Source organism: Brevibacillus sp. FIR094, assembly GCF_050477165.1.
Classification (GTDB): Bacteria; Bacillota; Bacilli; order Brevibacillales; family Brevibacillaceae; genus Brevibacillus.
The window spans coordinates 26,254-52,989 of record NZ_JBEAES010000010.1 but is presented as its reverse complement, the minus strand read 5'-3'; the positions used below and the strand labels follow the sequence as shown (position 1 = coordinate 52,989).

General features: G+C 49.0%; 21 protein-coding genes and 1 pseudogene. 14 read left to right on the top strand and 8 right to left on the bottom strand.

Annotated features, from left to right (window positions below):
• Positions 1-14 precede the first annotated feature (14 nt).
• From lplT to ACQ5DJ_RS10725, 4 genes are all read right to left on the bottom strand, one after another.
• Positions 15-1,205: a lysophospholipid transporter LplT gene (gene lplT / locus ACQ5DJ_RS10740; protein ID WP_429842459.1), complete on the bottom strand. Its 1,191-nt coding sequence runs from the start codon at positions 1,203-1,205 to the stop codon at positions 15-17.
• A 1-nt stretch (position 1,206) separates the two neighbouring features.
• Entirely contained in the window at positions 1,207-3,315 is a 2,109-nt protein-coding gene (locus ACQ5DJ_RS10735; protein ID WP_429842458.1) for an AMP-binding protein, read from the bottom strand.
• 130 nt (positions 3,316-3,445) lie between these two features.
• The gene (locus ACQ5DJ_RS10730; RefSeq protein ID WP_429842457.1) at positions 3,446-4,084 is read right to left on the bottom strand and encodes a response regulator; all 639 of its coding nucleotides are present in this window, start codon (positions 4,082-4,084) and stop codon (positions 3,446-3,448) included.
• Between the two features lie 19 nt (positions 4,085-4,103).
• Entirely contained in the window at positions 4,104-5,483 is a 1,380-nt protein-coding gene (locus ACQ5DJ_RS10725) for a HAMP domain-containing sensor histidine kinase (RefSeq protein ID WP_429842456.1), read from the bottom strand.
• 269 nt (positions 5,484-5,752) lie between these two features.
• Here ACQ5DJ_RS10725 and ACQ5DJ_RS10720 point away from each other — a divergent pair, with 269 nt between their 5' ends.
• From ACQ5DJ_RS10720 to ACQ5DJ_RS10685, 8 genes are all read left to right on the top strand, one after another.
• Positions 5,753-8,431, top strand: a complete 2,679-nt coding sequence (locus ACQ5DJ_RS10720; RefSeq protein ID WP_429842455.1) for a sigma 54-interacting transcriptional regulator — start codon at positions 5,753-5,755, stop codon at positions 8,429-8,431.
• A gap of 202 nt (positions 8,432-8,633) precedes the next feature.
• Positions 8,634-8,936, top strand: coding sequence for a PTS sugar transporter subunit IIB (locus tag ACQ5DJ_RS10715; RefSeq protein ID WP_017252565.1), 303 nt, complete (start codon positions 8,634-8,636; stop codon positions 8,934-8,936).
• Between the two features lie 13 nt (positions 8,937-8,949).
• Positions 8,950-10,293 (top strand): PTS cellobiose transporter subunit IIC, encoded by a 1,344-nt coding sequence (celB, locus tag ACQ5DJ_RS10710; RefSeq protein WP_026043405.1) that lies wholly within the window; start codon positions 8,950-8,952, stop codon positions 10,291-10,293.
• 21 nt (positions 10,294-10,314) lie between these two features.
• Positions 10,315-11,061, top strand: a complete 747-nt coding sequence (chbG, locus tag ACQ5DJ_RS10705) for a chitin disaccharide deacetylase (RefSeq protein ID WP_429842454.1) — start codon at positions 10,315-10,317, stop codon at positions 11,059-11,061.
• Positions 11,062-11,073: 12 nt separating this feature from the next.
• Complete coding sequence (locus tag ACQ5DJ_RS10700) at positions 11,074-11,400, top strand: PTS lactose/cellobiose transporter subunit IIA (protein ID WP_429814639.1); 327 nt, start codon at positions 11,074-11,076, stop codon at positions 11,398-11,400.
• Positions 11,397-12,719 carry a 6-phospho-beta-glucosidase gene (locus ACQ5DJ_RS10695; protein ID WP_429842453.1) on the top strand — a complete coding sequence of 441 codons (1,323 nt, stop codon included), beginning with the start codon at positions 11,397-11,399 and terminating at the stop codon, positions 12,717-12,719. The genes ACQ5DJ_RS10700 and ACQ5DJ_RS10695 overlap by 4 nt, the downstream gene beginning before the upstream one ends.
• Before the next feature lie 13 nt (positions 12,720-12,732).
• A complete protein-coding gene (locus ACQ5DJ_RS10690) occupies positions 12,733-13,572 on the top strand; it encodes a Cof-type HAD-IIB family hydrolase (protein ID WP_429842452.1) in 840 nt (279 codons plus the stop codon).
• 36 nt (positions 13,573-13,608) lie between these two features.
• The gene (locus ACQ5DJ_RS10685; protein WP_429842451.1) at positions 13,609-13,872 is read left to right on the top strand and encodes an HPr family phosphocarrier protein; all 264 of its coding nucleotides are present in this window, start codon (positions 13,609-13,611) and stop codon (positions 13,870-13,872) included.
• A gap of 65 nt (positions 13,873-13,937) precedes the next feature.
• On the opposite strand, the gene ACQ5DJ_RS10680 is transcribed toward ACQ5DJ_RS10685, so the two are convergent.
• Both ACQ5DJ_RS10680 and ACQ5DJ_RS10675 read right to left on the bottom strand, forming a co-directional pair.
• Positions 13,938-16,091, bottom strand: coding sequence for a histidine kinase dimerization/phospho-acceptor domain-containing protein (locus ACQ5DJ_RS10680; protein WP_429842450.1), 2,154 nt, complete (start codon positions 16,089-16,091; stop codon positions 13,938-13,940).
• Complete coding sequence (locus tag ACQ5DJ_RS10675) at positions 16,069-16,761, bottom strand: response regulator transcription factor (RefSeq protein ID WP_429842449.1); 693 nt, start codon at positions 16,759-16,761, stop codon at positions 16,069-16,071. The genes ACQ5DJ_RS10680 and ACQ5DJ_RS10675 overlap by 23 nt, the downstream gene beginning before the upstream one ends.
• Before the next feature lie 173 nt (positions 16,762-16,934).
• Here ACQ5DJ_RS10675 and ACQ5DJ_RS10670 point away from each other — a divergent pair, with 173 nt between their 5' ends.
• Positions 16,935-17,555 (top strand): class I SAM-dependent methyltransferase, encoded by a 621-nt coding sequence (locus ACQ5DJ_RS10670; protein WP_429842561.1) that lies wholly within the window; start codon positions 16,935-16,937, stop codon positions 17,553-17,555.
• Positions 17,556-17,573: 18 nt separating this feature from the next.
• Positions 17,574-19,316, top strand: a complete 1,743-nt coding sequence (locus ACQ5DJ_RS10665) for a DEAD/DEAH box helicase (RefSeq protein ID WP_429842448.1) — start codon at positions 17,574-17,576, stop codon at positions 19,314-19,316.
• Positions 19,317-19,373: 57 nt separating this feature from the next.
• Here ACQ5DJ_RS10665 and ACQ5DJ_RS10660 read toward each other — a convergent pair whose 3' ends face one another.
• Together ACQ5DJ_RS10660 and adh are read right to left on the bottom strand one after the other, a co-directional pair.
• The gene (locus tag ACQ5DJ_RS10660) at positions 19,374-19,724 is read right to left on the bottom strand and encodes a DUF779 domain-containing protein (RefSeq protein WP_429842447.1); all 351 of its coding nucleotides are present in this window, start codon (positions 19,722-19,724) and stop codon (positions 19,374-19,376) included.
• Between the two features lie 3 nt (positions 19,725-19,727).
• Positions 19,728-21,248 carry an aldehyde dehydrogenase gene (gene adh, locus ACQ5DJ_RS10655; protein WP_429842446.1) on the bottom strand — a complete coding sequence of 507 codons (1,521 nt, stop codon included), beginning with the start codon at positions 21,246-21,248 and terminating at the stop codon, positions 19,728-19,730.
• Positions 21,249-21,492: 244 nt separating this feature from the next.
• Here adh and ACQ5DJ_RS10650 point away from each other — a divergent pair, with 244 nt between their 5' ends.
• The 4 genes and pseudogenes from ACQ5DJ_RS10650 (at position 21,493) to ACQ5DJ_RS10635 (ending at position 26,731) form a co-directional block, all read left to right on the top strand.
• Positions 21,493-23,226: a sigma-54-dependent Fis family transcriptional regulator gene (locus ACQ5DJ_RS10650; RefSeq protein WP_429842445.1), complete on the top strand. Its 1,734-nt coding sequence runs from the start codon at positions 21,493-21,495 to the stop codon at positions 23,224-23,226.
• A 217-nt stretch (positions 23,227-23,443) separates the two neighbouring features.
• Positions 23,444-24,520 (top strand): tartrate dehydrogenase, encoded by a 1,077-nt coding sequence (locus ACQ5DJ_RS10645; protein ID WP_429842444.1) that lies wholly within the window; start codon positions 23,444-23,446, stop codon positions 24,518-24,520.
• Between the two features lie 20 nt (positions 24,521-24,540).
• Positions 24,541-25,965: an aldehyde dehydrogenase family protein gene (locus ACQ5DJ_RS10640; RefSeq protein ID WP_429842443.1), complete on the top strand. Its 1,425-nt coding sequence runs from the start codon at positions 24,541-24,543 to the stop codon at positions 25,963-25,965.
• Positions 25,962-26,731 (top strand): annotated as a pseudogene (locus ACQ5DJ_RS10635) (SDR family oxidoreductase). The gene ACQ5DJ_RS10640 and the pseudogene ACQ5DJ_RS10635 overlap by 4 nt, the downstream one beginning before the upstream one ends.
• The last annotated feature ends 5 nt before the right edge of the window (positions 26,732-26,736 follow it).

The window sequence follows — 26,736 nt, the reverse complement described above, 5'->3', positions numbered from 1 at the left end:
GCCAATCGGTAAAGTCAACGAACGATTCTTCTGCGGTACTTCACCAAGTACAACAGGAACCCGAGCAGCAGCAACCCTTGACCAACAATTGCACCAGAGATGGAGATACCGATATAGGTTATCAAGTAGTAAATGCCGGAGCCTACTGCCATCAGCAGATTCTCGATGAAGTTCTGAATCGCAATCGTTTTTCCGGATCCGACCATCCGCTTGCCTTCATCTTGCAAGACAGTATTCATCGGGATAATGAACACGCCACCCATGAATCCAACGAGGAGCAACAAACTGATGGCAACAAAGATATTATCCGTCCAAGGAAATAGCACGATGATGAGAAACATTCCGAATCCGTATGTCAGCGATCGAGTGAAATGAGACAAAGGAATGAGCTTCGGAGCGAGAAAAGCTCCGGCGATAATCCCGATGGATGTCGTTGCGAGAATCAGCGATACAGAGAAGCTCTCTGGGTTAATCCCAAGCGCGAGGGGAATCCAGGCCAGAACGGCCACGCGTAGGACAGCAGAGGACATCCAGAATGCTCCGGTTCCAATCAGAGCAAAGCTCGTTTCTGGGCGATTCATCAGGTGCTGGAAGTCGATGAAAAAGCGTCGTGCTTCTGCCCCATAGCGAATCGATGAATTCCCTCTCATACGCGGAATGAAGAAAGTCATACCAAGTGACAGCAGATAGATCAGCAGACAAATTCCTGAGGAGATAAGCGGCGCTGTCATGTTTGCGATGGCTCCACCACCGCCGATTCCTGTGAGAATCGCAAAGATCGTATAGGCTTCGATGCGTGCATTCGCATGAAACAGTTCATCTTCATTTCGGGTCAGTTCCGGCAAGATTCCGTACTTGGCGGGAGAATACACGACCGCTCCGACTCCAACTGTGAAGTAACACAGCATCAGCATTATGATGCTCGACTGGTCAATGAAAAACAGCAGGACGACACCAAGCGCTTTAATCAGGTTGCCGATCACCAGCACGATTGACTTGGCGTGCTTGTCGGCAAAAGGCCCAACCAGTGGCGCGAGAAAAACGTAAGGAAGAAAGAATGAAATCGATACGAGTGCAAGCATCGCGGGAGAAAAACCGTTCTCCCGCAGTAGATTCGCGATGACAAACAAAATCATATTGTCGGCAAAGGCCGATAGAAATTGAGTGAAGTACAGGGCCTGTAGTGGTTTTAATCGTATGTTCACATCATTTTCCTCCAGTCTCCGCCAGTTGTTTCAAGCTGACGTAATCCGTTTTGCCGCTACCGAGAAGTGGTAGAGCCTTGATGACTTGCATCGTACCTGGGATGAGCAATGGCGAGTATTGTTTTTCCGTCAAATAAGCGCGCAATTGGCTCAGTTGAACCGATTCATCTGTGGTAAATAGCAGAACACGCTCACCTTTTCGCGTATCATTCACTGTAATTGCAGCAAAACCGGAGTGTCCGAAGCACTGCATAGCCAGTTCTTCAACCAGATTGAGCGAAACCATCTCGCCGCCGATTTTGGCGAAGCGCTTCAGGCGGGATTGAATGCTGAGAAAACCGTCCTTGTCAGCTGTAACCAAATCACCTGTGTGATACCATTCCTCAGCGGGAACAAAACCTTTTCCGTGAATCATATAACCCTTCATGACGTTCGGGCCCTTCACCAAAAGCTCTCCACCAGCATCGATTCCTTCGACTGGTTCCAGCTTGGCGGACATTCCTGGCATCAAACGACCAACGGTTCCTGGTTTGTTAGCCAGCGGGGTGTTGAGCGACAGGATCGGAGCTGTTTCCGTTGCCCCATAGCCTTCAAAAATCCGTACACCGAACTTTTCCATCCACAGCTTGCGCACATCGTCCTTTAGTTTTTCTGCTCCTGCAAATACGTAGCGCAAGGAGTAAAAGTTGTAAGGATGAGCCATGCGTCCATAACCAGCCATAAAGGTCGAGGTTCCGAAGAGGATCGTCGCGTTTTGATCATAGACCAACTCCGAAATTGCCTTGTAATGCAAAGGACTTGGATACAGAAAGACTGGAATTCCTTTGATGACTGGCACGAGCGTTCCTACAGTTAGTCCAAAGCTGTGGAACATGGGTAGCGCATTGAAAAACTTGTCGCGACTCGTAATATCGATTGTACAGGTAACCTGTTGGATATTCGCGTACAGGTTGGTATGCGTGAGTATGACGCCTTTTGGCTTGCTCTCACTGCCGGAGGTGAAGAGGATCAGCTCGTTGCTAGCCGCAGAAGCTTTTTTCTTCTGCAAATAAGAGAAGAGTGCGGACACTTTGTCAAAAGCAGTAGCTGATGCCTTCAAATCCTCGAGATAAATAATCTTCATGCTTGGTGAAAGACCTGCGATGATGTGCTCCAGCTTCCCTTTTTCAATGAATACACGCGACGTCAGGATCGTATCGATATGGGCGGTCTCACAGCAATCCAGTAGCGAACGGATGCCAAGCGAAAAGTTCAGGATGGCTGGAGTAGTTCCGATGCGGAACAACGATAGTAACGTTACGAGATGGCCTACCGAATTGGGAAGAAATACACCGACAACCGGTTTTCCCAAGAGCATTGGCTGCAATTTGTTGCCGAGTAAGTAGCTGCCGATTAACAAGGTCTTGTAGTCGATCGATGACGTCAAGTCCTTGGCGATTTCCATTTTGGCACCATTCAGGCGAGCTGCTTCGAGAACTTCATCAAACAGATTTACGTTTTGCTTCATTCGGCTCTCGAACAAGCCCTCTTGGAGAATACGCAGGATACGATCATTGGCAGTGGCTTTTTGTTCGCGCATCGACAGGTTTTGATCGCGCTCGATAGTGAACGGAGTGCCTACTGTCATGGTCACATCCGGGAACCAGGAGAGCTTCAGCTTTCCTTTCAAATACGAGAAGATCGAACGTTCCAGGCCATTAATGATGATCGGGTAAACGGGTACGCCAGTACGTAGAGCCAGATAGCCAACACCGCTGTAGATTTTCATGATACCGCCCGTCATCGTAATCCGACCTTCTGGGAAAATTACCAGCGTCTGCCCGTTGCGGAGGACGCGGAGCATGTGGCGGATGGAGTACGGGTTGAGCGGATCGATCGCGATATGTTTACGGAAGCGGAGGAAAAACGCAAACCGCTTGGCGATCTCCGTGTTGACGACAAAGGTCGCTTCTTTTGGCAAGCAAAAGGATAGGAGTACCGCATCTAGCAAGGAGACATGATTGGGAGTGATAAGAGATGGCTTCGACAAGTCGATTTTGGAGAGCCCAAGTACACGAGGACGGAACCATAACATCAATATCGCTTTTAAGAAAGAATAAATAAGGGCCATGTGGACCACACCTTTACAAAGGATAATTAGAGGTTGATCAAAAAGTCGACTTTTGATCTTGCACTTTTAATTGTAAGGAGTGGAGCATGTAAAAAAAGTACCAACATTCATTGGTACCTGGTAATAAGACCTAGAATAGCTTTTTTTGGCTGGCTTTTGCGGCCGCTTCCTTGCTTGTTTTGACGCCCATTTTTTTCAGGATTCGATTGATGTGATTTTTGATCGTACGCTTCGTGATGTGGAGAGATTGTTCAATCTGCGTCTGCGTCTGACCTTGGTGAATTAGTTGTAGGATGTCCCTTTCTGCGGGAGATAACAGCTTTTGATTTTCATCATTTTTCAAACGCAAAAATTCATTGCGCAGTGCCGCAGCTGCCGTAGGGTGAATGGCAGATTGGCTGTTGTGAGCAGCACGGATGGCGTCGGGTATTTCCTTGAAGTTTGATTTGCTGATGTAATTGACGGCACCTGCTGAGAAGGACTCCACGATCACTGCCTCGTCTGTCAGAGAGGTGAGCATGATGATTTTACTGTCAGCTTGGAGTGCCATGAATTCGATTGCCGTCTCGATCCCGTCCAGATTATTCTCGGTCAAGTTAATGTCCATCAGGACGACATCAGCTTTGGCAGGCAAAAAGCGCTCGATTGCTTCGGCCTTGAACCCGGCTTCCCCTACTACAGTGAGATCTGGTTCTTTGTTCAGGAAGTCAATGAGACCTTTGCGCCAGACAGGATCGTCCTCTACTAAAAATACCCTGATTGGATTCATGTTTGTGAGCGTCCTTTCGCTATTCAGAGTCGTTTATGATGACGCGCTTTTTCGGGAAGAACAGGAAAACGGTGGTTCCTTTGCCTTGCTCACTGTAGATTTCCAGTTGGCCCTGATGCTTTTGCATGACATTGTAGCAGTAGGAGAGCCCAAGACCAAAGTTTTGTCCGGTCCTTTTTGTCGAGAAAAAAGGATCGAGTACATGAGGCAGGTTCTCTTTGGTAATGCCTGTGCCTGTGTCCGCGACAGTGATGATGAGATGCTTGTGGGACAAAAATAGCTGAAGATGGAGCTTGCCGCCCGACTTCATGGCTTCCAGCGCATTCATGCACAAGTTGGTGATGACTTCGCGCAGTTGTACGCCATCGCCATATAAGCGAAGGGTATCGTCCAATTCACTAATGACTTCTACCTGTTGTTTCAGGGTATAGGGCGTCAGATTTTGTGTGACTTGCCCGATGATTTGTCCGGGGTCACATGGTTCTTCGCGCAGCTCGACGTCCCGCAGCTGGTTTTGAATCCGATTCATCATGTCCAGCATATGCTGCGAGGATTGCATCAGGACAAGCGCGTCTTCTTTTAGCGACGGCTGGTTGGTTTCATCTGCATATGTCTCGATACGGTCGGCATACAGCGAGATTTTGCCTACTTCATTTTTGATCGTATGGTTAATGATTTGCGCACCGGAAGTTAAGGCACGTAAGGTACTGTCCAGACGTCTTTTTTCTACGCGGAGACGGACGCCAAGGAAGCCGTATTTCAAACTGATGGCAACGATCAGGATAAACTGGATCGTGACCACCGCCATGTTGTAGCGCCAAGCTTCGTAATCGTTCTGGATACGCATGATGTAGATGAAAATAAAGACGAAAAACAACGGAACGATGATGAGTACGTTCGTGAAAAAGCTGTTTTTTTTCACGAGTGGATCTTTTTCTCGCATGTACTGCACGACAAGCAGCGTACAGGAGAACAGAAAAAACGGAATCACCCATGCCACCATAATCCAGTAGTTAAAAAGCAGCTCGGGATAAACGGGTGTAATCCAAAGCATCCCAAGCGGCAAGAGAAGCGCAGCGTATTGTATCGTCAGCTTTACTCTGCGAGACATAAATTCAGCAGAATGTACGGCAAACATGAGAAACGTGTACGGCAAACCCACTTGGCAAGCAAAAGAAGAGATGCGGCTCACCAATATCAGGGTGTTCGTAGTCCCGGGCTTTGCGGCCAGGTAATCTGCAAAATAGGGCATGATCGTCTCGTCAATCACTCCTGAGAAAAAGCCCCCAGCCCCAACAAAGGCAGTCGCACAAGCCCAGCGGATCGACGTTCGTTTCGGGTCTGTGAACAGTACGAACAGACCTAATGCCCATATGGTGAACAATATGAAAACCATCATGGATTTGCTATCTCCTGTCAATCATTATTTATCTATTATATCGTACATAAGTCAAAGGACACGGAAAAATTAAAGGATGGACAAGCATGCAGGTGTTTATATTCAGAATATACATATCTATCCGTAAGCTTCGAAATCGCCTTTTTTACAAAGACGTATATATGCCCATCCTATTCATAGGAAAGCAGGTTTTTCCAAATATTCGTGGAAATGAAAAGGATTGGTTGTGTATTTCGTGACTTTCTATCTATTCAACGGCGGGTGATAGAGTGAAACGATTAGATTTAATATTCCAGACGTTAGTAGACGCTGGTCCTGATAAAAAAGTAAGCGCTTCAGAGTTGGCTGAGCGGCTTGGTTTGAGTCGAGCGAATGTGAGCAGTGATTTGAACCGTTTGTGGAAGGAAGGCCGAATCGAGAAGGAAGAAGGGCGTCCGACGCTGTTTTTTGCCAAGCAAGGAAACGATTCGCTCTATTTGGCGGAGACATCGCTGGACAGGCTGGCGAAAACCAACAAGAGCCTGATCACGCGTATTGAACAGGCAAAAGCGGCCGTCTTGTATCCACCGCGAGGGATGCATTGCTTGATTTTAGGCGAAACCGGTGTGGGCAAATCGTGGTTTGCTGGGATGATTCATGAGTTTGCCGTTGATATTGGACGCCTGGATAAGCATGCTCCTTTCGTGATTTTTAACTGTGCCGATTATGCCAACAACCCGCAGCTCTTAATCAGTCAATTGTTCGGAGTCAAAAAAGGGGCGTACACCGGAGCGGAGATGGACCGCAAAGGACTAGTGGAAAAGGCAGACGGGGGCATTCTATTTCTGGATGAAGTGCATCGGTTGCCAGCGGAAGGACAGGAAATCTTTTTTACCTTTATGGATAAGGGCATATTCCGCCGCGTAGGGGAAACGGAGATGGAGCGAACGGCGCACGTCCAGATTGTGATGGCTACGACAGAAAATCCAGAGTCGAGTCTCTTAAAAACGTTCATGAGACGCATTCCCATGGTCATCAAGCTGCCATCTTTGGTTGAGCGTGGCTTGGAAGAGCGTTTTAGTATTACGATGGAAATTTTTCAAGAAGAAGCTTTTCGATTGGGGAGAGAGATTCAGATATCGGCCAATGCTGTGCAGGCATTCTTGTGCTATCACTGCCCGAATAACATTGGACAGTTAAAAACGGATATTCAGCTAACCTGCGCCAGCGCCTATGCCGAATTCATTTCGTTAAAAAAGAATCAACTGCACGTATCGGTTCAGGACTTGCCGCATCATGTCAAGCAAGGGCTGCTTTTGGTGAAGGATTACAAGCAGGAGCTAGATGAAATCATTGGGACGGAGCACAATTGCTTTGTCGTGCAGCCATCAAAAGAGGGCATCTGGATCGGGCGAGAAACAGGGGATACGACGGACAGTGTCTATGAAAAAATCGAGCAAAAAATATATGAACTGCAAAACCTCGGTGTGAGTGAGGAAGAATTGGAGTTTGACATCGAGAATTATTTTACGACCTTTATCAAAGGTGTCCATCAACGGGTAAATAAGGGCGACATGGCCCGGATTATCGATCCGTTCATCATTCACCTCGTAGAAGAGATCGTTCGCTTCGCAGAGGCCAAGCTGGAGAAGATTTTGAGCCAGAAGGTGATCTTTGGTCTCGCGCTGCATATTCAGACGTCGAAGGAGCGCCTCGCACAAGGCAAGCAGATCGTAAATCCGCAAATCAACCATGTGCGAATCAAATACAAGAAAGAGTTTGCTGTGGCGCTAGAGTGCGTGCGCATGATAGAAGAAGCAATACTCATGGATCTGCCAATTGGTGAGGCTGGATATTTGACTATGTTTTTCGTGCTCGACGATGTCAGCATGGAAGAAGAGAGGGAAACAATCGGGGTGCTTGTTATTACGCACGGCAGCGGCGGTGCGACAGCGATGGTCGATGTGACGAACCGATTGCTAGTCACACAATATGCGAGAGCCATCGATCTGCCGCTCGAAGAAGATTCCATGAGTGTTTTGGAAAAAGCACTGAAAGTAGCCAGAGAGATCGGGAGCAAGGCTGGACTGCTGTTGCTCGTAGATATGGGGTCGCTGCTCGGCTTTGGCGAGATCATCGAGAGGGAGATTGGCATTCCGGTCAAGGTCATTCCGATGGTCAGCACGCCACATGTGATTGAGGCCACTCGAAAGGCTATGCTCGGCCATTCGCTGGAGGATGTTTATCGAGATGTCTTGGGCATTTCACTCTACCAGCGGGAGGAGCAGCCAAAAGAGCAGGTGCAAAAGCATGTTCCGGCGCTGACGATCGTCGCAGCCTGCCTGTCTGGGGAAGGCAGTGCCTTGTTTTTGAAAAAGCTGCTGGAATCGAGGCTCAGGTACGATGATAACTTGCTGGAATTTGTGCCGCTGCAACTGATCGATAAGGCACAAGCCCGCAGTCAGCTTCGAAAAATCAAGGAGGAGAGAAAAATTCTCTTCGTGGTGAGCAATTACATTCTCGACCGCGAATTGCGCCACCATAGCATGGACGATGTTTTGAACGGAGAGGCGATGTCTGATATCCAGAAAGTAATCGATCTGGAAGAGGCCTATCTGAAGATGCAAGAATCGCTTGGAGAGCACCTGCAAATGGTAGAGGGACAAGATATTCTCGCTGACGTGAGGATGTGTGTCGGCCGTATGGAAGAGCGACTGAACAATTCTTTGGTGTTTGACACGCGAATTGGGGCCTACTTGCACATCTGCTGCCTGGTTGATCGCTTGAAAGCTGGGGCGCAGTCCGTAGCGTATATTCAAAAAGAAAGCTTTTTGCTGGAGAACCGCAAGCTGTACAGCTTAATCCGTCATGAATTATTACCGCTGGAAGACAAGTATGAGGTAGTGATCAGCGAAGATGACGTTTGTTTTATCATGAACTTCTTTATACACAACAAAACACTGGCGTAACCAGTGTTTTGTTTTTTAATTTTTCCACCTTCAAAACAAAACACTACAGCGCTTACATAAAAACACTAATAGGGATGACAGGCGATGAGGTCGCGAAATATGCCTAAACATGCGGTTATTTTGGAAAGCGCATACATTTTTTGGTGTTTTGGCATGTAACTTGCTCTTATAAAAAGGCATATCGTCGAGAGGAGGGGGTACAATGAATATTTTATTGTGTTGCGCAGCGGGTATGTCGACTAGCTTGCTGGTTCAAAAAATGGAGGAAGCTGCCAAAGAAAAAGGGTTAGACGCAAAAATATGGGCAGTTTCCGCAGATGAAGTGAAGCATCATATCGATCAAGCAGCAGTGCTCTTATTGGGGCCACAAGTTCGTTACAAGCTGACAGAGATGAAAAAAGAAGGGGCATCCAGAGGAATTCCTGTAGACGTAATCAGTACGGTGGATTACGGAACGTTGAACGGGAAAAACGTGCTTGAGTTTGCACTTCGTCTAAAACAGTAGGAGGGGGATGCGTATGGGCGGATTTGTTTCTTTTATGGAAAACCGCATGATGCCGATTGCAGGAAAAATGGCGGAGCAAAAGCATCTGCAGGCCATTCGTGACGGAATTATCCTTACTTTGCCTTTGTTGATCATTGGTTCCATTTTCCTCATCATTGGCTTCATACCGATACCTGGTTATGACGAATTCATGGGTGGTATTTTCGGAGAGAAATGGCGAACGAAGCTGTTGTATCCGGTAGGTGCTACTTTTGATGTCATGGGTTTGATTGTTAGCTTTGGCGTCGCCTATCGACTGGCGGAGAAGTACAAGGTCGATCCGCTGTCGGCTGGAGCAATCTCTGTCGCATCCTTCTTGCTCGCTACTCCGTATAAAATCATGTTCACCCCAGAGGGAGCGAGTGCAGCCCAAGAGGTTGGCGGCGTCATTCCTCTTACGCTAATGGGGAGTCAGGGACTTTTTGTAGCCATGATATTGGCGATCTTATCAACGGAGATTTATCGCAAAATCATCCAAATGAAAATCGTCATTTCCATGCCACCCGGAGTTCCCCCTGCCGTTTCTCGATCTTTTGTGGCATTGATCCCTGCGGGTGCTGTGCTTGTCGTTGTCTGGCTGATTCGAATTCTTTTGGAAAACACCTCCTTCGAGAGTATTCATAATATTGTAAAAGATTTGCTTGTCGGACCATTGAGTGTAGTCGGCAGCAGCTTGATTGGGGCCATCATATGCGTGTTGCTTATTCACGTGCTATGGGCCGTCGGTTTGCACGGTGCTGCGGTTGTCGGCGGGATTATGAGTCCAATCTGGCTTACCTTGATGGACCAGAACAGAGCGGCGTTTCAGGCAAATCCGAACGGTGAATTGCCAAATGTCGTTACCACACAATTTTTTGACATGTGGGTATATGCAGGCGGATCAGGTGCAACTTTGGCCCTCGTGTTCCTGATGGTATTCATGGCGCGAAGTAAACAAATGAAAAACATCGGCAGGCTCTCAATCGGACCTGGTTTGTTTAACATCAATGAACCCGTCATATTCGGTATGCCGATCGTCATGAACCCGCTCTTGATCATTCCTTTTGTTCTTACCCCTGTCATCTTGGTCATTATCAGTTATTTTGCGATGTCGCTCGGATGGGTAGCAAAGCCTAGCGGGGTATCTGTTCCGTGGACGACACCATTGCTTGTCAGCGGGTATTTGGCTACGGGCGGTAAAGTGTCAGGGATGGTTCTCCAAGCCGTGAACTTCATCATTTCGCTCGCGATCTACTATCCGTTCTTCCGACTGTGGGATAAACAAAAAGTTAGCGAAGAAAAAGCGGGTACTGCTTCCGATACAGCTGTGACTATGTAATCGCTAGAGGAGAGGCTATCTATGAAACTGATTGTGAATGCAGACGATTTTGGGTATTCCAAAGGCGTCAATCTGGGCATCGTCGAAGCGCATCGGGAAGGAGTCGTTACTTCTACGACCTTGATGGTCAATATGGAGGGGTTCGAGCACGCTGTAGGGCTGGCCAAAGAACATCCAACGCTCGGAGTAGGTATTCATCTGGTACTCACATGCGGATCGCCAGTCAGTCAGGATGTACCATCGCTAACGGATGGAGAGGGGCGTTTTCGACGCGGGCAAGATCATTTGATTTCTGCTGCACCGGAGGAGATCGAGCGGGAGCTGCGGGCTCAATTGGAGGTGTTCGTGGCGTCGGGGCTCAAGCTGACGCATATCGACAGCCACCACCATGTGCATGCACATCCAGCCGTTTTGCCGATTGTTCTGAAGCTGGCAGAGGAATATAGAGTGCCAGTTCGCTATCCGTGGATGTCCGGGACGGAGGAGCAGCGAGTCCAGTCGACTGTTTTGACGACAGAAGGCTTTTCTCATCATTTTTATGGAGACGACCTAACCGTACAATCCTTCGTCAGGATCGTAGAGAATATGGCAGATTATCCTGTAGTTGAGATCATGACGCACCCTGCGTATTTGGACGAAGCGGTACTGACAGGCAGTTCATACGCAAAGCAACGAACCACAGAATTGAAAATCTTAACAGCAGCAGAGTTAAAGCAATACATTCGTGATCAAAAAATACAGCTCGTGACTTTTAGCGAACTTGGATAGGTGGAGATAGATTTGGACCATACAGACGTAATTTTTCAACTAATACTTCACGGAGGAAACGCGCGAAGTCTGGCAATGGAAGCGATCGCTCTGGCTAAAAATAGAGACTTGCCAGGTGCAGAGGACGCGTTGAAGCGTGCAGGAGAAGAGCTCGGTCGTGCACACCAAAATCAAACGGCACTTATCCAGAAGGAGATAGCCGGCGAAAAGACCGAGATCAGTATGCTCTTGATTCACGCCCAGGATCATTTGATGAACGCGATTACAGTCAAGGATTTGGCTACGGAGTTTGTAGAGCTGTACAGCCAAATCCATGAAGGCAAGGAGGCAGGAGTATGAGCGGAATCAAAATTGTAACGATCGGTGGAGGGTCTAGCTATACACCTGAGCTGGTGGAAGGCTTCATCAAGCGCTACGATGAATTGCCCGTTCGAGAGTTGTGGCTGGTGGATATTCCAGAGGGCGAGAAAAAGCTGCAAACAGTTGGTGCCCTGGCAAAAAGGATGGTAGAGAAGGCAGGGGTGCCAATCGAGATCCATTTGACGATGGATCGGAGAAAAGCACTTGCGGGCGCAGATTTTGTCACGACACAAATGCGCGTAGGACTCTTGGATGCGCGGATCAAGGATGAGCGTATTCCTTTGAAATACGGAGTAATCGGTCAGGAAACCAATGGTCCTGGCGGTTTGTTCAAGGGCTTGCGTACCATTCCGGTCATTATGGACATTTGTTGTGACATGGAAGAACTGTGTCCAGATGCTTGGCTGATTAACTTCACGAATCCGGCTGGTATGGTCACAGAGGCAGTGCTGCGATATACCAACCGTAAAAAGGTCATTGGGCTGTGCAATGTTCCTATTGGGATGAAAATGGGTGTTGCTACTGTTTTGGGGGTCGAGCAATCACGGGTTCATATTGATTTTGCCGGATTGAATCATATGATCTTCGGACTGGGTGTGTACCTGGATGGGGAAAACGTCATTTCCCAGGTAATCGATAAGATAACGGGCGACCAATCGGGTATTACGATGCAAAACATTTTGGACCTTGGTTGGGATAAAGATTTCATCAAAGCATTGGGGATTCTGCCGTGCCCGTATCATCGTTACTACTATCAGACCCGTACGATGCTTGAGCATGAGATGGAAGAAGCAGAGCAGAAGGGTACGCGGGCTGAAGTGGTCAAGCAGGTGGAAGCGGAACTATTCGCACTCTACGAAGACCCAGACTTAGATATCAAGCCTCCGCAGTTGGAGAAGCGTGGCGGGGCCTATTACAGTGAGGCTGCCTGCAATCTCATTTACTCCATTTACAATGACAAGCGCGATATCCAAACGGTAAATGTTCGTAACAATGGAGCGATTGCCAGCATTCCGGATGATTCGGCAGTCGAAGTGAACTGCGTCATTACAAGAGAAGGACCGATTCCTTTGGCTGTTGGTGATTTGCCTGTTCCCGTGCGTGGACTCGTACAGCAAATCAAATCGTTTGAGCGAGTGGCAGCGGAGGCAGCTGTAACGGGAGATTACCATCAGGCGCTATTGGCGATGAATATTAATCCGCTGGTACCGTCTGATGTGGTCGCCAAAAAAATACTCGATGAGATGCTGGAGGCGCACAAGGAGTATCTGCCACAGTTTTTCAAGCCCGTCACATAAGGATGGGACTCGTGTGAAATACAAACTCCTCGCCTTGGACGTGGACGGAACGATTTTGATGTCGAACCATACCTTATCCAAAGTAACAGAGCAGGCCATTACCCAGTTAGTGAAGCAAGGAGTCCACGTCACACTGGCAACCGGCAGGGCATACCCATCGGCCAAATCGTTGGCGCAACAGTTCCAGATCAGCGCACCACTTGTTTCCCATGATGGCGCATATGTCGCAGATCCCATGACGGATCATGTACTGTATGTACAGCGTATTCCGTATGAGATAGCGGCGAGGATTACAGATATACTCGTATCGCATGGCTTGGATGTCATGCTGCTGCATGAGTCTTATGCTGTCACGAATCGCACGTGGAAATGGACGGACTTGTTTCCACTGTTAAATGCCTGGACACTGCGCCAGCTCTGGAAAAATCAATACCCGCTCAAAATCCAGGCTTCGCGGTTGATAGCCGGATACGTTCGAAAACATGAAGTGTGTGCTCCGAAAATATTTGTCACGGGCGACGAGAAGCGTCTGTTGGTAGCGAGACAAGAGCTGGAGAAAGCCGAGCTTTCGGGGATTCGCGTGACGGCATCGGGCGCGAATAATTTGGAAATATTGCCTGTGGGCATCTCCAAGGCAAGTGGCCTTGCGGTAGTGAGTGAGAGGCTCGCGATTCAGCCTAACGAGATCGTTGCTGTAGGTGACAATTACAATGATGCAGAGATGCTCCAATTCGCTGGAATGGGTGTGGCGATGGGCAATGCTCCTGATGATCTGAAGCAGCTGGCTCGGCATGTCACGGAAACGAACGATCGGCATGGGGTAGCAGAAGTTATCGAGAAGTTTTTCTTGTAAGTGCAATACGCACAAGGACAGGAAGGGAGGCGTGAAATGATCCGTATTAATCGTGAAGTAGCTGTGAGTGGAGGTCTCCATGCTCGCCCTGCTTCTGTCTTGGTGAACCTGCTCAATCAATACAGCTCGTCGGTCAAAATGATTTACAACGACAAGCAGGCCAATGGCAAAAGCATCCTCAGTGTAATGGCTCTCGGGGCTAAGACTGGAGATGAAATTATGTTTGAGGTGGAGGGGGCCGATGAGCAAGAAGTGGCTGCAAGTATAGAGGCCCTTTTTGAAAGAAATTTTTCCATCTAATAGGATGAAATCTACGTAATAAAGCCAGTGCCTAATGACCGGGCACTGGCTTTCCTATTTGATCCTTAAGCGTGTTTGCGGAATACGACCATGACTTTGAAGTAATCGCCATCAATTTCGATGGACAGTCTGCCACCTTGCAATTCTACGATGCTTTTTGCGATAGCCAAGCCGAGGCCAGAGCCTTCGGTATGTCGGGATTGATCAGCGCGTTTGAACCGTTCAAACAGTTCCTGTGCATCAAAGTCGATTTCATAGGCGGAAACGTTTTTGAACGTTAGGATGACCTCATCTTGTGTCTCTGCCAAATGGATCAGGACGCGCGTATTCGGCATGGAATACTTCAGGGCGTTGCCGATCAGATTTTCAAATACGCGCCACGTTTTCTTGCCATCCAGAGGGGCGACAATCTTTGGCTGCTCCGTCGTTACGCGGAAGGTGAGCGTCGATTGCTCGATTTTATCACTGAATTCTGCAATGGACTGGTTGAGCAGGGAGGCGACATTCACTTGCTCGATATTTAGCTCAACCGCGCCGCTGGACATTTTGGCTGCGTCAAACAGGTCATCGATGAGGACGCGCAGTCGATCTGCTTTGCGATCCAAGACATCGACGTAGCTCTTGCGTTCCTCAGGTGTCAAATCTTCCTGCTTGAGCAGGGTAACGTAGTTGATAATCGACGTCAGCGGTGTTTTCAAGTCATGGGAGACATTCGTGATCAGTTCGGATTTCATGCGCTCGCTTTTGATTTGCTCTTCCATCGCGTGCTTGAGTCCTTGTTTGATGTTGTTGAGGGAATGAGCAAGATCGGAAAGCTTCCCCTTTTTAATCTTTCCAATGGTTGCGTTCAGATTGCCCCCCGCCATTTCGGAGGCTCCGTGCATGATGCGATTCATTAGTCCCAAACGGCGTAGAGTGTATGGGAAAACGATGACCATGTAGAACATGCCATACAAGAAGCTAAAAAACAGTAAGGCGCCAGAGCCTTCGACTAGGCCGACGAATCCAAAACCGATACTCATCCCAAACATGACAGTCAGGATGAACAAGGTGGATATTTTAAAGAACAAGCCGCGGTTGGCGTAGCTTTCTTGAAGAAGAACACGCTGTCTGGCAAAAATACTCTTTTGCCACTGCTGCGTAAATCTCTCGGGTTGGTTATACATAAGCCATGCCTCCATGAATTGTAGAAGCAAGAAAGCAGTAAACAACGAAACGAACGCAAGGGTGAAGAAATGGTCCCCATCAATTGGCAAGAAGAAAAAGCGCAAGTTCGAGATCATGATGAAATACATAAAACCAAGTACGAACGCCAGCGCCATTCGAATATCCAACGGGATAAAGCGGAACAGTGCCAAGCTTTTCGCTACAATCGGTACTTCTAGCGCTTTGCTGACTGGCAAGTACCAGTAGCAGAGTGCAAGGATGAGCAGAGTACCCCCGAGCAGAACAAACTCGGTAATCAGCCGATCACGAATGGAATCGTAATAAAGCGCATCTGCGTGGACCTGACTATATCCGTCTGGTTCTTTTGGGACATAAAAGATACCACTTAGTTGATTCAGTTGATAAGTGCGATTGATGCTTTCCAAATCCCCGTTTGTATTAGGGAGGTTGATTGTATAGCGCGCATATCGTGCCAGTTCCCAATCTGTAGGTTCTTGAGGGAGATTGGTGTAAGCTTTGTTGTTCTTTTTATCGGTGACATAGTATTTGAAGGAGCCACTTCGAAGAGTGAGACTGTTTATTCGTTCCTCGTACTCGGCATCTCTTTCGGCGATTCTGTTGTTCACTTGCTCCTGATAATGCGACATTGCTTTCGCGATGTCTTCTTGTAAGCTACGTGAATGTTCTTCGGTTAATTGGGCGACTCTCTCGTTGTCACGCTCTCTTTTTGCCTGTTCTATCATATCTGAGAGCTGGTTATCTTCCTTAATCGACCGGATGGTTTCCTCATGCTCTTTTTTGAGCTGATTCGCTGTTTTCTCGTCGAGCTTTCCTGGAGTGTAATCTGCATAATCTACATGAACGTTTTTCACCAGATCGGCAAATGTCTCTAATTCACTATTGAAGCCTGAGCTTTGAAAGTAATTATCCTCTTCGAGAGTCTCACGCTTATGGTACAGATCGGCCATCGTTAGGAGAGCGAGCGAAATACTCACGATCATAACAATGAGCACGGGCACCGCAAAGCGTTTATTTTTCGATTTTGTATCCAATTCCCCATACCACCTTCAAGTATTTAGGTTCCTTCGGGTTGATCTCTATTTTTTCCCGAATGCGTCTCACGTGGACGGCCACCGTGTTTTCCGCGTTCATATAAGGCTCTCTCCAGACCCGTTCATAAATTTCCTCGATCGAAAACACCCGACCCTTATTTTCCATTAACAGCTCCAAGATTTTGTACTCGGTAGCAGTCAGCCTGACCTCGTTACCGTCAATCGCTACGTTTTTTGTGCTTTTGTTCAAGGTCAAGCCGCGCACCTGAATCTCATCTTCTGTCATTTGAGCGCTTCCCAGATTGGTAAAACGTCTTAACTGAGATTTGACCCTAGCGATGAGCTCCAAGGGATTAAAAGGCTTCGTCATATAGTCATCTGCACCGATGTTGAGCCCGAGGATTTTATCGGTATCCTCTGATTTGGCTGAGAGCATGATGATCGGGATGTTTTTTTTCTGGCGAATTTGAAAGGTGGTAGTCATTCCGTCCATTTTTGGCATCATGATGTCCATCAGGATGAGTTGGATCTCTTCATTCTCCAGTACTTCCAACGCTTCCAGTCCATTGCTAGCCTTGAATACGGTCATGGATTCATTTTTGAGATAGATTTCGATTGCGTCGCGGATTTCAGCCTCGTCGTCGACTACGAGGACTTGATATTTGGTCATGATTCGTCCCACCTTATGAATGCATTATGGTACTATCTTAACGCCCAGCTCTAACAAAACAGTAATGAAATGTCTTACAAATTTCTTAATAAACCACGTTCAGGAAATGCTAACTAATAGGATCAAACAGATAAATAAGGTAAGATGTGAGGAAGAATACAAGAAAATTGGTGATGGCTTTGCTGGAATGGACCGGGGAGAGAATTATCCCCAAGCTTTTAAAACCTACGAATGGCATGCTGTTGGAGCACATAGCCAGATATTATTTTGCCGCGCCTTATGTAAAAGGTCGAGTGCTGGATATCGCTTGCGGTACCGGCTATGGATGTCATATGATCGCAAAGGATCGAAAACGAGAGCTGACAGAACTGATCGGAGTCGACAATGATGAGGCGACGATATTTTACGCCAATCGGGAATACAACCATCAAAAGATTACGTATCAGCAGGGCGACGCGCTTGATCCAACGCTTCCCGAGCAATTGGGGTTGTTTGATACAATTTTGAGCTTTGAGACGATTGAACATGTCGCAGACGATTTGCAGTTTATGGATAACTTGTATCGGATGCTGAAACCAGGTGGTACGCTCGTGCTGTCCAGTCCCTTTGGCAGAGGGCGAGGCATGCAGACGAGTGAGCCCTTCCATGTTCATCAGTTGACGCAGGAAGAGTTTGCGGAGCTGTTTGTACGCTATTCTGACGTGGATATGTACTATCAGAGAGGCGTTACGTTTGAAAAAACACCTCGCGATGGCATACGGTACTTTATCGGCATGGCAGTATGTACGAAGTAATAACGGAACGATTTATGAATGGAGATGGCGAAACTGGCTGATTTTTGGAGATTGGGAATACATAAGGAACTGATAGATGCTCTGCAAGCAAATAAGATTACCGAGCCTACACCGATTCAGGAAAAAGCAATTCCTGTTGTGCTGGAAGGAAAAGACGTAATCGCGCAGGCACAGACGGGAACCGGGAAGACACTCGCATTTGTCCTGCCGATCTTGGAAAAAGTAGATCCACAAGCGACGCATGTTCAGGCGTTGATTCTTACCCCTACTCGGGAGCTTGCCTTGCAAATTACGGCAGAGGTAAAGAAGCTGACAGAAAAGCTGGAAGACATCCATGTACTCGCAGTTTATGGTGGACAAGATGTCAATCAGCAACTGAGAAAGCTGGCAAGAAAAATACAGGTAGTCATCGCGACACCGGGACGTTTGCTGGACCATCTGCGAAGAGGGACGATCGATTTATCGCAAGTTTCAATGTTTGTCCTGGATGAGGCGGATCAAATGCTTCATATGGGTTTTTTGCCTGAGGTAGAAGATATTATGGCAAATACGCCTTTTGAAAAACAGACCTTGCTGTTTTCGGCAACCATGTCAGAGCAGGTGCAAACACTTGCGAAGCGCTTTATGCAAAAGCCGGAAAATATCAAAGTTCAAGGCAAACGTATCACATTAGAGGATATTCGCCAAATTGCGGTGGAGACGACAGATCGAGCGAAGCAAGCGACGTTGCGCAGTCTCTTGGATGAAGTACGGCCGTTTCTCGCGGTGATCTTTTGCAGAACGAAGCGTAGAGCTAGTACGTTGAATGCTGCTCTGCAAGGTTTGGGCTATATGTCTGACGAGTTGCACGGAGATTTGTCACAGGCGAAGCGCGAGGACGTCATGAGGAGATTCCGCGAGTCGAGGATTCAGTACTTGGTCGCAACTGATGTGGCAGCGCGCGGGCTTGATGTAGAGGGAGTCACACATGTTTTCAATTACGACATTCCAGAAGATGTAGACAGTTATATACACCGGATCGGCAGGACGGGGCGAGCCAAGGAAAAAGGAACGGCTTTCACGTTGGTGGCTGGGAAGGATTGGGGGCAACTCAGGGAGATTGAAGAAGGGATCAATCTGTCTCTGGAGCGGCGTGAAATGGATCGCGGGGAATCGGATGATCAGAAAAAGCAAAAGCCTGAGAGGGAGCGAGCCGAGAAAGCAAATCGGCGCGGCGACAAACAAGGCAGAGAGGCAAGAGGCAAAGGCAAGTCCGCTGAGGGAAGGCAGCAAGGCTCTAGGGAGCGTCGTGATGGAGATGGACGACGTCAATCAAAGGGTGGCAGTTCTGAGCGAAATTCAGGGAAACGTGAACGCGTAGAAGTTCGCTCTGAGAGCAAGGCGAAGGGCAGAGACCGTGCAGCAGGCGGGTTCGAGCGCAAGCCGAAGGACGGTAACCGAGCAACAACAGGTGGCTTTGAGTACAAACCAAAGGACGGTAACCGAGCAACAACAGGTGGCTTTGAGCGTAAACCGAAGGAAGGAAACCGAGCAGCAGGCGGTTTTGATCGTAAGCCGAAGGACGGTAGCCGAGCAACAGGCGGTACTGGACGTAAGCCGAAGGAAGGAAACCGTGCAGCAAGTGGTTTTGATCGCAAGTCGAGCAGCTCTGGCAAGAAGCCGGTAACTGCGCAACGCGGCTCAGCTCGCCCGAATGCAAAACAAGGCAATCGAGCAAGCGCTGCTCCTGCAAAACGTACCTCTCGCAAAAAATCGAGATAGCCATCCAAGCAAAAAAAGACCGTTCCAGCCAGGAAAAAGGCAGGAGCGGTCTTCTTTTTATTCCCGTTCCGTGTCTGAAAATACCCGTGAACGTGTGAGGAAGCGTACCCCCTCAGGTCCTTCCAGGGAAAACATTCCGCCACGCCCATTCACGACGTCAATGATGAGCTGCGTATGCTTCCAATACTCATACTGCGCTTTGCCCATGTAGAATGGGCAACCACCGATCTCGCCCAACAAGACGTCCTGCTCACCTACGAGAAATTCTCCGAGTGGGTAACACATGGGGGAGCTGCCATCGCAGCAGCCCCCTGACTGGTGAAACATCAGGTCACCGTGTTTGGCGCGAAGCCGTTCAATTAATGCCAGTGTAGCATCTGTCGCGAGCACTTTTTGTGGCTGGCTCATTGATCAAAAGAAGCCCAGAGCTTGATCGCTGTAGCTGACCAGCAGGTTTTTCGTTTGTTGGTAGTGGGACAGCATCATTTTGTGTGTCTCGCGACCGATACCGGACATTTTGTAGCCGCCAAACGCTGCGTGAGCCGGGTAAGCATGGTAGCAGTTGGTCCAAACGCGGCCAGCCTGAATTTCGCGGCCCATGCGGTAGGCTGTGTTCGTGTCGCGTGACCATACACCAGCACCCAAGCCATACAAAGTATCATTGGCCATAGCGAGGGCTTCTTCGGTATCCTTGAAGGTCGTTACGGAGACGACCGGACCGAAGATTTCTTCCTGGAAGATGCGCATTTTGTTGTGGCCTTTAAAGACAGTTGGCTGGATGTAGTAGCCGCCCTCTAGATCACCTGCAAGCTGTGCACGAGCGCCGCCAATCAGGCATTCGGCTCCTTCTTGTTTGCCGATATCCAGATAGGAGAGGATTTTTTCTACCTGCTCCAAGGAAGCTTGTGCGCCGATCATCGTATCCGTATCGAGCGGATTTCCTTGCTTGATATTGGCTACGCGTTGCAGGGCACGCTCCATGAATTGGTCGTAAATGCTTTCGTGAATGAGCGCACGGGATGGGCACGTGCAAACCTCGCCTTGGTTGAGCGCAAACAGTACGAAGCCTTCAATTGCTTTGTTAAAGAAGGCATCGTCTTTTGCAGCCACATCCGAGAAGAAGATGTTTGGCGATTTTCCGCCCAGCTCCAGCGTCACCGGAATGATATTTTGGGAAGCGTACTGCATGATCAAGCGCCCTGTCGTCGTTTCACCCGTAAAGGCGATTTTCGCGATGCGGTTGCTGGATGCAAGTGGTTTACCCGCTTCCAGACCGAAGCCGTTGACTACGTTGATGACGCCAGGAGGGAGCAGGTCGCCGATCAGCTCCATCAGCACCATGATGGATGCAGGTGTTTGCTCCGCTGGCTTGAGGACGACGCAGTTGCCCGCAGCTAAGGCTGGAGCCAGCTTCCATGTAGCCATGAGGAGCGGGAAGTTCCACGGAATGATTTGACCAACGACACCGAGTGGCTCATGGAAATGATAAGCGACCGTATCGTTATCGATTTCAGCGAGTGTGCTTTCTTGCGCGCGGATCGCTCCGGCGAAGTAACGGAAATGGTCAATCGCCAGCGGGATGTCGGCCGCGAGCGTTTCACGAACGGGCTTGCCGTTTTCCCACGTCTCTGCGTTTGCCAGCATCTCCAGATTGGCTTCCATTCGATCTGCGATTTTTAACAAAATATTCGCGCGCTGTGCAACAGAGGTACGACCCCACGTGTCTTTTGCCTCATGGGCAGCGTCCAGTGCCAGCTCAATATCATCGGCTGTCGAACGGGCTACCTCGCAAAAGACCTTGCCATTTACAGGTGATACGTTTTCGAAATACTCACCTTTCACTGGCGGAACCCAATTTCCCCCGATGTAGTTTTCATAGCGATTTTTGAACGTCACCTTGGAACCGGTTTGGCCGGGCTGAGCATAGATCATTGCGAGCGCCTCCTCATTTATCACATATTTCTTTACAGCCCTCTCTAAAAGCAAGTCTCGTACCAACGTGAAAAGCTCGAAATGACAGCGTTTTCGTAAGTGGATGCGGGTAGAAATTGTTCCATAATGGATCATGATGTGTTCCGTATTGGGACAAATGTGCTCGTGGTACGGCTGGTTTTTTCTATAGCAAAGACTCTCATGTTATACTGAGAGGGAATGATTTTTGGGGGAGGGAATCGTGTTGTCGACGATTGTTCAGCAATCTTGGAAGCGCTGTCAGGAAGCGAACCTCAAGGTTACGGAGAAGGCCAATGATCAAATCATTTCTGCCCGACGAATCAAAGAAATCATTCAGGATAATCACCCTCTGATTCGTGAAAGTCTCCCGCTTTTTAACAAGCTTGCGCCCTTCTTGTTATCGACGGAACATATCGCACTTTTGTCTGACCGGGAAGGAAATATTATTCAAACGATCGGGGACCCGGTTTTCGCTAACCAGGCACAAAAAGTACAACTGCAAATCGGGGCGAACTGGACAGAAGACTACAAAGGAACCAATGCGATTGGGACAGCACTGATCGCACAACAGCCGATTCAGGTACAGGGAGAGCAACACTACTTCTTGGAAAATCGCTTTCTTACATGCTCAGCGGCACCTATTTTTTCACCTGCGGGTGAGCTGTTGGGCATCATTGATATTAGTACGCGTAAAGAATATTCCCATCCGTTTGCCCTAACAATTGCTTGCATGATCGCAGAGGCTCTTCAAAACCGCTTTTTGTTATCAGATGCGGAGCGCGTGATTGCCTTACCAGTCTCATCAAGCCGAGGCGATGGTCGAGAAAAGCTGGCACTCGTCGGCTTGGATCGGGACGAGCGTATCGTGGGCCTAAATGAGGCCGCGCAGCAGCAACTCGGAAAGGAAGTTTTGGGAACAAGAGTAAGTGCGGAGCAAGAGCGTGCCAGCCGTAATGTGAAAGATCATCGCCCGCGTTTTTGGTCTGCGGCACCCAAAGCGCAGCTGAAGCCATTTCCGCGTCTAGCAGGTTCATGTCCGCTCTTTTTGCAGGCAAAGATACTCGGACAAAAGGCAGCGCAGGTAGATTTTCCTGTGATCATTTTGGGGGAAAGCGGTACGGGAAAAGAGCTGTTCGCTCAAATGGTCCATGAGACAGGCCCGCGCGCGCAAGAGCCTTTTATCGCAGTGAACTGCAGTTCGATTCCAGAAAATTTGATTGAGAGTGAATTGTTTGGATATGAAAGCGGGTCATTCACAGGGGCACATCGGGAAGGAAGAATCGGAAAGTTTGAGGCGGCGAAAAAAGGCACGATCTTTTTGGATGAGATCGGGGATATGTCTTTGCGTGCGCAAGCGGCACTTCTGCGCGTTTTGCAGGAAAAGGTCGTCACCCCGGTGGGGAGTAATCAATCCCGCCCCATTTATGCACGGATCATTGCCGCTACGCATCGAAACCTGTCTGAGGAGATAAAGGCTGGACGTTTTCGGGCTGACCTGTACTACCGGCTTAAAGGGGTTTCCATACATTTGCCGTCGTTGAAAAAGCGCAGTGATATCATCCAAGTGGCGGAGCATCTATTGCAGCAGATCGACATAGAACAATCGTACATACTGACCACCGATGCAAAGGATAAGCTGTGTGCTTATTCGTGGCCGGGCAATATCCGGGAACTGCAAGGCGTGCTGATTCAAGCGGTGTTTTTGGCTGAGGGGGACACGATAGATTGCGATCACATCCAGCTGGAGGGAGTGATGGAAGCCGATACGCCTGAGCCTTCGGATCATGCCATTCCTTCGTTGCGTGAAACAGAGAGAAAAGCGATCAAAAAGGCACTCGAAAAAAGTGGCGGTAATGTCAGCAAGGCGGCCAAAATGCTGCAAATCGGTCGAAATACCTTGTACCGCAAAATAGAAGAATACCAGATTGGAGCACCGATCCATCAGGAAGAGTCATAATGGATGAAACAGTATAGCTTGGCGTGAACAAATGTTGCAATGCGTGTTGCAACATTTTGTTGCGCTGTATGCAATATCACTAGACGAGTGATACATGGAGAGGAACGGATGGAAGACTTTTATCCGGTCAGAGGCATGATACGGAGCTTGGCATTAATCATGCAAGTGAATAGTGTTGTGTAAAGTCGAAAAATTGAGATTTTTAGGAGGGAGACTGTTGCTTCACTATTCCATTGCAGTAATTCCAGGAGACGGAATCGGTCCTGAGGTCATGGAAGAAGGCCTGAAGGTGTTAGGAGCCATAGAAGAGAGTCACGGTGGCATTCGGTTTGCTCGTGATGTCATGGATTGGAACTGTAGCTACTATCTCCAACACGGCAAAATGATGCCGGAGAATGGACTCCATATGTTAAAAGACTATGATTTGATTCTGCTTGGTGCAATTGGTGCGCCTGAGGTTCCAGACCATGTCTCTGTGTGGGAGTTGATCTTGCCGATTCGGCGAGCATTCCAGCAGTATGTGAACCTTCGCCCGGTCAAGCTGCTCAAAGGTCTGGAAAGCCCGCTTCGCTATAAGGGGCATGCCGATCTCGATTTCGTCGTGGTGCGGGAGAATACAGAGGGTGAGTACTCCAATATGGGTGGGCGCATGCACCAGGGTACACCGTACGAAATGGCGGTGCAAAACAATGTCTTTACCCGGTACGGCACAGAGCGCATCCTCAAATATGCTTACGCACTGGCGGAAAAACGTTCGAAAAAGAGCGTGACCGCGGCTACGAAGTCCAACGGCATTAACCACTCCATGCCGTTCTGGGATGAGATCGTCAAGGAAGTCAGTCAGGAATACCCAGGTATCTGCACCAATCTTTATCATATCGACGCGCTTGCTGCGTATTTCATCACGCGACCAGAAACGTTTGACGTCGTTGTCGCGAGCAACTTGTTTGGAGATATTTTGACCGATCTCGGGGCGGCGATCGTTGGTGGTTTGGGTTTGGCCCCTTCCGCGAACATCAATCCGGAGCGCAAGTATCCATCCATGTTTGAGCCCATTCACGGCTCTGCGCCAGATATCGCGGGCAAAGGAATCGCCAATCCAATCGCACAAGTATGGAGCCTCGCCATGATGATGGATCATCTCGATCTTCCAGAGCTCAGTGCTGTCATCATGAACGCGATCGAAACCGTGTTGCTAGATGGCAAGGTGCTCACTCCTGATCTTGGGGGGACGGCGACAACAAAAGAATTGGGAGACGAAATCGTTCGCCACATCTATCAAACAACGAGATAAATATAAGGGAGGAAGAGGACATGGAAGCGAGATCGTATGATTTGTACATCGGCGGAGAATGCGTGAAAACAGAGAGCTACATTCCCGTCCTTCACAAATACACGGGCGAGTGTATCGCGCATATTGCCAAGGCAGAGCAGCAGCATGTAACAGCAGCGGTGGAAGCCGCGTGGGAGACTTTTAAGACGGACAAATTGACCCCTTTTCAACGATATAAAATCTTGCTGAAAGCCTCTGAGCTAATGGAGGAACGTCGGGACGAGATGGAGCGATCACTGATTCGCGAAGTGGGCAAAACGCGCAAGGACGCGATGAATGAGCTGGATCGGACGATCAATACACTGCGCTTGTCAGCAGAGGAAGCCAAGAAAATTCACGGGGAAATGATTCCGCTGCAAGCAACAGAAGGCTCGGAAAACCGTCTGGGCTTTACGATTCGAGTGCCAAAGGGAGTGATTGGTGCCATTACGCCGTTTAACTATCCCTTACTACTCAGCACGCACAAGATTGCACCAGCGCTAGCCGCAGGAAATACGCTGGTGGTTAAGCCAGCTACAGTCACGCCTATCGCAACCTTTTTGTTGGTGGAGATTCTGGAGGAAGCGGGTTTGCCAAAAGGCTATGTAAATATCGTGACAGGGGCAGGTAGCCAGGTAGGGGAATGGCTGCTGGATGAAGAGCGCATTGCCATGTACACTTTTACCGGGTCGGGCGAAGTCGGTCGCCGCATCAAGGAGCGAAGCGGCATGCGTCCCGTTGCGCTGGAACTGGGCAACAACTCTCCCAATATCGTGCACCTCGATGCAGATTTGGAGCTGGCAGCCCGTCAAACAGCCGCACGCAGCTTTCACAATGCTGGTCAGGCGTGCATTGCTGTCCAGCGCATTTACGTGCATGAATCGGTTATGCAGGCGTTCAGTGACTTGTATGTTTCGCATGTCCATCAGTTGAAGGTAGGAAATCCGGAAGATGCGGACACGGATGTCGGACCGATGATCAGTGAACAAGAAGCGAGTCGTACTGAGGAATGGGTACAGGAAGCGATTAGCCAGGGGGCCAGATCGCTCTTGCCTGTCAAACGGGAGGGAGCTCTCTTCTATCCGGCTGTGTTGGTGGATACAAGGCCAGAGATGAAGGTGGTTTGCCGGGAAGTATTCGCGCCCGTCGTTACGATCATTCCGTACAGTGATCTCGATGACGCGTTTGCCCAAGCCAACGATTCGGAATACGGCTTGCAGGCGGGGATCTTTACCCGTGATTTGAACATCGCGATGAAAGCGGCACGCGTGCTGGAGTACGGTGGCGTGGTAATCAACGACGTATCGACCTATCGCAATGACGTCATGCCATATGGCGGAGTCAAAAACAGCGGACTGGGCAAGGAAGGTCCGCGTTATGCAGTCGAAGAGATGACGGAAGAGCGAATGGTGGTGATCAACCTATGAGCGGGCAACTTCTGCAAGGAAAAACGGCGATTGTAACAGGGGCCGCATCAGGAATGGGCAAGGCCATTGCGAAGTTGTTTGCGGACGAGGGAGCCAACGTCATTCTGGCTGATTTGAACAAAGAGGCGGCAGTAGCGGTCGCGCAAGAACTGCCACAAGGGAAAGGTCATGCGGTGCAAACGGATGTGGCAGACGATACGAGCGTTGCTGCACTTGTGAAGGAAACGTTCGAAGCGTACGGCTCGATCGATGTCCTGGTCAACTGCGCGGGTGTTCCCCAAGCGTTTACCCCCATTGAGGCGCTGACCTTGGAGCAGTGGGATCGCATCATGTCTGTGAACACGAAGTCGATCTTTTTGACGACAAGGCATGCGGTTCCCCACATGAAGGAGAAGGGGAAAGGCAGCATCATCAATATCGCTTCGATTGCCGGGATCAGAGCCGTCCGGGGCTGAATGCGTACTGCGCGTCCAAGGGGGCCGCTATCATGTTGAGCAAGGCACTGGCGATTGAGCTGGCTCCTTTTCAAATCCGGGTCAATGTCATCAATCCAGGTCCAGCAGAGACACCGATGCTGGGCAAGTTTATCAATGGAGATGAAGCGGAGGTAGAGGCCGGGAAAAAAGATATTTTCATTAGCAGTGTTCCATTGGGCATGTTGATTCAGCCGGAGGATATTGCGCAGGCGACCCTCTATTTGGCTTCTGATCTATCCAAAATTGTCACGGGCGAGGTCATGAATGTAGACGGTGGAAGAGGGATCTAGTAAAA